This window comes from Halopseudomonas sp. L-58, from assembly GCF_056859475.1.
Map to the genome: position 1 here is coordinate 41,691 of NZ_JBSXON010000042.1, position 6,639 is coordinate 48,329.

General features: G+C 60.5%; 7 protein-coding genes. 2 read left to right on the forward strand and 5 right to left on the reverse strand.

The features are described from left to right. Positions 1 to 44: 44 nt before the first annotated feature. The 4 genes from AC13EY_RS04430 to AC13EY_RS04445 form a co-directional block, all read right to left on the reverse strand. The gene (locus AC13EY_RS04430; RefSeq protein WP_228247070.1) at positions 45 to 731 is read right to left on the reverse strand and encodes an META domain-containing protein; all 687 of its coding nucleotides are present in this window, start codon (positions 729 to 731) and stop codon (positions 45 to 47) included. A gap of 71 nt (positions 732 to 802) precedes the next feature. After that, positions 803 to 1,588 (reverse strand): PhzF family phenazine biosynthesis protein, encoded by a 786-nt coding sequence (locus AC13EY_RS04435; protein WP_323133567.1) that lies wholly within the window; start codon positions 1,586 to 1,588, stop codon positions 803 to 805. A gap of 102 nt (positions 1,589 to 1,690) precedes the next feature. Continuing rightward, positions 1,691 to 2,761: a DUF924 family protein gene (locus tag AC13EY_RS04440; RefSeq protein WP_228247072.1), complete on the reverse strand. Its 1,071-nt coding sequence runs from the start codon at positions 2,759 to 2,761 to the stop codon at positions 1,691 to 1,693. Positions 2,762 to 2,809: 48 nt separating this feature from the next. Continuing rightward, positions 2,810 to 3,235, reverse strand: a complete 426-nt coding sequence (locus tag AC13EY_RS04445; protein WP_088276088.1) for a VOC family protein — start codon at positions 3,233 to 3,235, stop codon at positions 2,810 to 2,812. Positions 3,236 to 3,506: 271 nt separating this feature from the next. On the opposite strand from AC13EY_RS04445, the gene AC13EY_RS04450 reads away from it, so the two are divergent. Both AC13EY_RS04450 and AC13EY_RS04455 read left to right on the forward strand, forming a co-directional pair. Beyond that, positions 3,507 to 4,859 carry a KamA family radical SAM protein gene (locus AC13EY_RS04450; protein ID WP_266101865.1) on the forward strand — a complete coding sequence of 451 codons (1,353 nt, stop codon included), beginning with the start codon at positions 3,507 to 3,509 and terminating at the stop codon, positions 4,857 to 4,859. Between the two features lie 72 nt (positions 4,860 to 4,931). After that, positions 4,932 to 5,327, forward strand: a complete 396-nt coding sequence (locus tag AC13EY_RS04455; RefSeq protein WP_228247073.1) for a YkgJ family cysteine cluster protein — start codon at positions 4,932 to 4,934, stop codon at positions 5,325 to 5,327. 64 nt (positions 5,328 to 5,391) lie between these two features. Here the strand turns inward: AC13EY_RS04455 and AC13EY_RS04460 are convergent, their stop codons facing one another. After that, positions 5,392 to 6,306: an alpha/beta hydrolase family protein gene (locus tag AC13EY_RS04460; RefSeq protein WP_228247074.1), complete on the reverse strand. Its 915-nt coding sequence runs from the start codon at positions 6,304 to 6,306 to the stop codon at positions 5,392 to 5,394. Positions 6,307 to 6,639 lie beyond the last annotated feature (333 nt).

Here is a 6,639-nt window from a genome sequence, read left to right on the forward strand (position 1 = left end):
TGGTTTTGGTGAACCGGCCCGCTACCGGGCCGGACGCTGCCATCTTACTCCAGCCGAGCCTTCAGGGAACCGCCCTCATCACCCTCAAGGATCAGCGCACCGGTTTCATCCAGATGAAAACGACTGATCTGCTCCAGCGTCTGCACAACGCGGGTCTCCTGCTCGTTCAGCGCCGGCGCGCAGGCTCGACGGGTGGTCGCCAACTGGCTCAGTTGCAGAGTGCGGCCATCAACCTGATAGGCACCGACATAATTGTTGCAACTGGCCCGACCCGACACGCGACCGTCGTTGCCGAAGTTGAGCGTCACTCGTGAGCGGTCGATGATGCCCCCGCGATTGATGTCCTCCACGACCCATTCACCGGCCTGCAGCACCAGTGCACCGGCTGGCTCGCACTCGGGCAGGCTTTCACCGCGAATGGTCAGCAGGCCCTTGTCGCCCTTGTTCCAGAAACTGGTCGAACTGTCATCAGGCGCTTCGTACCGGGCACCCGAGGCAGTCACCACGCGCTCCAGCAGGAAGCGGCCCTGCATTGCTTCGATCAGCGCCTGCTCGCCGGTCAGGGTGACCCGAACCGGCGAACCGCCACACTGCAAAATCATCACACCGCGCTGCGGAATACCCTGCTCGGATGCGGCCACAGCCGGCTCCGTTGACTCAAGGTTACTGCAGCCTGCCAGTGACACTGCACTGATCAGCCCGGCTGCCAGGGCCGCCTTTGTTGATGTCATTCTGCATCTCCGTGTTCATTTCAATGCTGCAAGCATAGCTATCCGACTTTCCCGGCGGGGTTACCAGGGACTCAGTCGGGCACATGAATACAGCCTTCGAGGTAGAGTACCGCGTAGCCGCTGATGCGGACCCGCTCCGCCTCCACCTTGCAATAGAGCACACCACCACGGGTCGAAGCCTGCAGCGCTTTCAACTCGTTACGCCCAAGTCGCTCCGCCCAGTAGGGCGCCAGCCCGGCATGAATCGAGCCGGTTACCATGTCTTCCAGGCCACCATTGGCCGGCCAGAAATAGCGGGAGACAAAGTCCACATCGTGCCCGGGCGCGGTGACCACCACATCGCGCGGTGCCAGTTGCCGGATCAGCTCCGGATCCTGCTCGACCGCTCGCACCTGGCCCTCATCGGCATAGACTGCAAACCACGCCTGGCGGCTAACCAGCACTGCATCCGGCCTGATCGACAAACCATCAAACAACAGCGCCGGCGGCTCGGCTACCGGCTCTGGCGCCAGCCGTGGCGCATCCATATGGATGAGGCCATCGTCTTCACGGCTGAGACTCAACTCGCCGACCGCTGCGGCCCGAAAGCGCAGCACCGGAACGTCCGGGTTCAAGCGGAAGAGAACAAACGCGGCGGCCAGCGTAGCGTGGCCGCAGAAATCAATCTCGGCCAACGGCGAGAACCAGCGGATGGCATAACCGCCGTCGGCCTGCCTGACCACAAAAGCGGTTTCAGACAGGTTATTCTCGGCCGCAACTGCCTGCATCAGCTCGGCCGGCAGCCAGTCGGCCAGCGGCACAACGGCAGCGTAATTGCCACCAAACAGTATGTCGGTGAAGGCATCGACCTGATAGATCGGCAGTTGCATGAGACGTCTCCGGTAAAAAAGGTTCAACTTACGCGATCCGGCACAGGGGCGTCCCGGCACAATTTGCTGCATTGCTGGCGATACAGTTGCCTAGAAGCTCGAGCCTTTGGTGCGCAGGAACGCCGCCTCTTCTGCCGTCGATGGCCGGCCAAGAATCGCGTTACGGTGAGGGTAGCGACCGAAACGCTCGATGATATCCCTGTGCCTCTGCTCGAAACGCAGATTGTCCTCCAGGCCCGGCGCACTGAACAGTTTCATCGCCTGTTCATGCATGCGCAGCGACTCGCTATGCATGAACGGCATGTACAAAAAGGCGCGCCACTTCACCGGCAGCTGCTGGTCAGCACCTTCGGCAACCGCCTCCTGCGCCAGCACCAGCGCCATACCGTCACTGGCGAATGCCCGCGGCGTATCGCGCCAGATATTGCGCGAGAACTGGTCCAGCACGATGATCTCGGCCAGCCGCCCGAGCGCATTGGCCCGCCAGTTCATCAGTTCACCGCGCACCGCACGTTCGTGCAGGTCGCCAAAGCGACTGCGAATAAGACCATCGAGCGCCGGATCCTTTTGCCACCACTGGGCCGGCCGCAACTCGCCAAACCAGAATTCGAGTACTTCATCCGCCGCCGTCATCACCGTCTCCTGACTGATCACTTCAGAGGCCGGGCTGACTCCCGGCATCTGGATCAGATCAGTCACGCCCGGATCGGTTCCCGACTGCGATAACAGCGTAGTGAGCTGGCCTCGGTGGTGGGTCTGATGGTTGAAAAAGTGAGTCAATGCCAACCACAGCGGATAGCAGCGCGGCTGCGGATTGACCAGGCTGGTATAGCGCAGCTCACTATCCAGGCTGGAAGGAGACAGACTGCCTACCCATTCGATTATCCGTTCGTCCATCACCTCCCGCGCGTCGCGTAGCTCGGTAAAGTCGGCGTACAGTTCAGCATCCAGCGCCGGAGCAGAGAAAGGCTGGCCGGTAAAGCGCCCCATCCACAGGTGGTCGGCCAGCAGCAGGTGATTGAGGGTCCCATGAATGGAGCCGAAAAAGGCACCACGGGGGGCGCGCCGTTCGGCATCGTCCAGCGTGGCACAGAGCCTGTAGAGCCGCTGGTTCATCCACCGGTTGTATTGGGCCAACATGGTGAGCTGTGCGTAAAGCATGGAATCTCCTTGAATCGGGGTACGTCGGGCAGCCTGACGCCTGTCACCTCATTCGCCAGGCTCGTGCAAATAACCTCGACACACCACCGCCAGCTTGTTGCCATCGGGATCGCGCACATAGGCGCTGTAGAAGTCCGGATTATAGTGCTCGCGCAGCGCGGGCTCGCCGTCACTGCTGCCGCCGTTCGCCAGCGCGGCGGCGTGGAAGGCGCGTACCGATTTCCAATCGGGCGCCGCAAAGGCGACCATGACACCATTGCCGACAGATGCGGGCCGCCCATCAAAGGGTTCGCACAGCCAGAGCGCCAGCTCTCGGGCGCCCCGATTCTCGTAGTAGCCCCAGCCGGCCCAACCGTCCCAGTTGGATTCGCCCGGCGTGCGCACGCGCTCGATCCCCAGTGTGGCCATCAGCTCATCGTAAAACCGGACCGCCCGCGGCAGGTTGTTGGTACCCAGCGTGATGTAGGTAAACATGCTCGTCTCTCCACGCGCACCCATGCTGCTCGACATAACCAAGGGCAACGCATCAGGTCATTTTTTAGACATCAATAGATCATTTCGCTATCATGCGCGCCTGCTGAATATTCAGCCCATCACTATGATCATTGCAACTTAGCCAATGATCGACGCGTTTTTTGCCGTTTAATCCAGTTTATCGGCTTACTTTCATGCTCGCGCACTGCCTGTCAGCAGTCAGCCCGATGCGACCTATTGCTTTTGACAAGAAAGATACAGACGATCCGCTATGCCAAAATCCAATCTTCTCGCCGTTACGTCGATCACACCTGATCACTTCGACATCAATCAGCTTAGCCACCAGCGCTTCAAGGTCTACACCGCCAAGCAACTCGACCAGATTCCGCAGCTACAGCAACTGAGCGCAGAACAACGCTTTGAAATGCAGGTGGTCGCCAGCGTCCTGCCGTTCCGGGTCAACCAGTACGTCATTGACGAGCTGATCGACTGGCAAAAGGTACCGACTGACCCCATGTTTCAACTCACCTTCCCGCAGCGCGGCATGCTCAAGCCCGAGCACTACCAGCGGGTTGCCGATGCCATGCGCAACGAGCTTGGTGCCGCTGACCTGAAGGCACTGATCAGCGAGGTCCGCGCCGAGCTGAATCCCCATCCGGCAGGCCAACTGGAACACAACATCCCCAAGCTGGATGGCGAGGTGGTGGAAGGCCTGCAGCACAAGTACCGCGAGACCGTGCTGTTCTTCCCCAGCTCCGGCCAGGTATGCCACAGCTACTGCACCTTCTGCTTTCGCTGGGCCCAGTTTGTCGGCGACAAGGATCTGAAGATTGCTGCCCGTGAGTCCAATCAGCTGCAGGACTACCTGCGCGCGCACCCAGAGGTAACCGACGTACTGGTCACCGGTGGCGACCCGATGGTGATGAAAACCCGTAACCTGCGCGCCTACCTCGAACCGCTGCTCAGCGACGAGTTCGCTCACGTTCGCACAATCCGCATCGGCACCAAGGCGCTGACATTCTGGCCACAGCGCTTCGTCAGTGATGACGATGCCGAGGACCTGCTGGCCCTGTTTGCCGAAATCCAGGCCGCCGGCAAACACTTGGCGCTGATGGCGCACTACAACCACTGGAAGGAGCTGGAACCGGAAGTCGCACGCGAAGCGATCCGCCGGGTCCGCCAGACCGGCGCCCAGATTCGAGCCCAGGGTCCGCTGCTGGCGCATATCAACGATGACGCCAGCGTCTGGGCCCGCCTCTGGCAGACCCAGGTCGAGCTCGGCATCATCCCCTATTACATGTTCGTTGAGCGCGACACCGGGGCCCGCCATTACTTCGAAGTGCCGCTGGTCAAAGCCTGGGAGATTTACCGCGACGCCATGCAGCAGGTATCCGGCATCGCCCGCACCGCGCGCGGTCCTTCCATGAGCTCGCACCCTGGCAAGGTTGAGGTTCAGGGCGTCACCGAGATCAATGGCGAGAAGGTCATCGCACTGCGCATGATTCAGGGCCGCAACCCCGACTGGGTACAGCGCCCATTCTTTGCCAAATATGATGAGCAGGCCACCTGGCTCAACCACCTGCAGCCCGCCTTCGGCGAAGAACGCTTCTTTTTCGACGAATAACACCACGACGCCCGGTGGTTCAGCACAGCGCCGGGCTCTTTTATACTGCGCGCCTCATTTCTGAGGCGCCGCATGAAACCACAACTGATTCCCGCAGCCGACATTGATCGGCTCGATACCTGGCAGAAGTACCGCAAGGGCCTGTGCGACACCTGCAACGCCGGCTGCTGCACCCTGCCGGTCGAGGTTCGCCTGGACGACCTGATTCGCCTGGGACTGGTGGATGAATTCGAGCGCGGCGAGCCACTCAGCCGCATCGCCAAACGCTTGCAGAAGGAGGGTGTGGTCGGGCGCTTTCACCAGAAAAGTGGCATTTTCACGCTCAGTCGCATGAGCAATGACGACTGCCTGTTTCTCGATACCCGCAGCCGCCGCTGCACCGTCTACGACAAACGCCCCGCAACCTGCCGCAACCACCCGCAAATCGGTCCGCGGCCCGGCTTCTGCGCCTACCGCCCCAAACCCTGATAGCTGGACACAAAAAAGGCGCCGACCCAGCGATGGGCCGACGCCTGCTCCTTGAACCCGGAACTTAGTACGGGCAGTTGCCGCGATAATCAGAGATCTGAGAGTCGGAAGTGTGGTTCGGGCCGCAGAGGAACTGCTTGTAGCGGCTGTCTTCATCCAGATGCAGTTTCATCCAGGACACCCCGAACCGGCTCAGTACATCGTTATAGATACTGCCACCATTACCGCAGTAGTGGCTGCCACCGTTGATTTCCACAAAGGCCTTGTCGATGCTGGAAGGCAGGGAATTGTAAAACGGTGAGGCATGCTGGAAGACCGGCGCGATCACATCCGACTCACAGGCAAAGATCAGAGTCGGTGCCTGCGAGCGGCTGGCGTAGTAGCTGGTTGTATCCCAGGGTGCCAGCGGAATGGCTGCCTTGATACGGCCTTCACTGGCAACACGCAGGGTACCGCCACCGCCCATCGACCAGCCAATGACGCCCAGACGATTGGTGTCGATCATGCCGCGAACCGGGCTGGAGCTGCGGCTGTTCTGGCTTACCAGGTAATCCAGTGCGTTGTTGATCTGACGCGCACGGCTCGGCGGCTGATCAAAGCCGGTGTTGGTATCAATAGTCATGACCACGAAACCATAGGACGCCAGTTTCGGGCCCCACCAGTCAATCGAAGACTCGGCAGAAACAAAGCCGGGAATTACAACGACCGCACCCATGGTGCCAGTGGTGCCTGTCGGATAGTAAATGGTGCCGCCACCAAAGCCGCTGACCAGGCTGGAGACACGGCTGGAACGGACGCTGTACTGACCGCGATCGGCTTCGAGGAAGCTGACGGACGGATCCGGACCGCGCTGATAGGCGGAACCACCGCCCGAATCACCCGGATCGGTCGGTGCCGGGTTGTTGGCCAGGGCAGACATCGAGAACAGCAGCGCGCCAGCGCCACAGAGGGCAAGAACGCTTTTCTTGTTAAATGGCATGAGGTGTAGCCTCCATGAATCGTGCGTGGTTTTTGTTGTTGGTACATCACGATCCGGCCTGCGCCGTCTCGGACCTCGGGTTGCCTGAGCGCTACTCTAGCGCCGCTCCCGCCCAACACCAGCACCCATTCAGGTGACTCTCGGGCAAATCCACCCTTTCGGGCGATGGCCGCTCCGGCGGCGGCCAACTAGGGAAGGTCTGAATAACCGCTGATTTAGGCCAGGCTGACCTCCAGTCAGCCAAAAACGTAAATTACAGCCACTTCACTTCCGTTCTTTGTGTGTTTTTTGCCTGTTTCCCGCCATATCGGCGGGAAACAGGCGTACCAACCC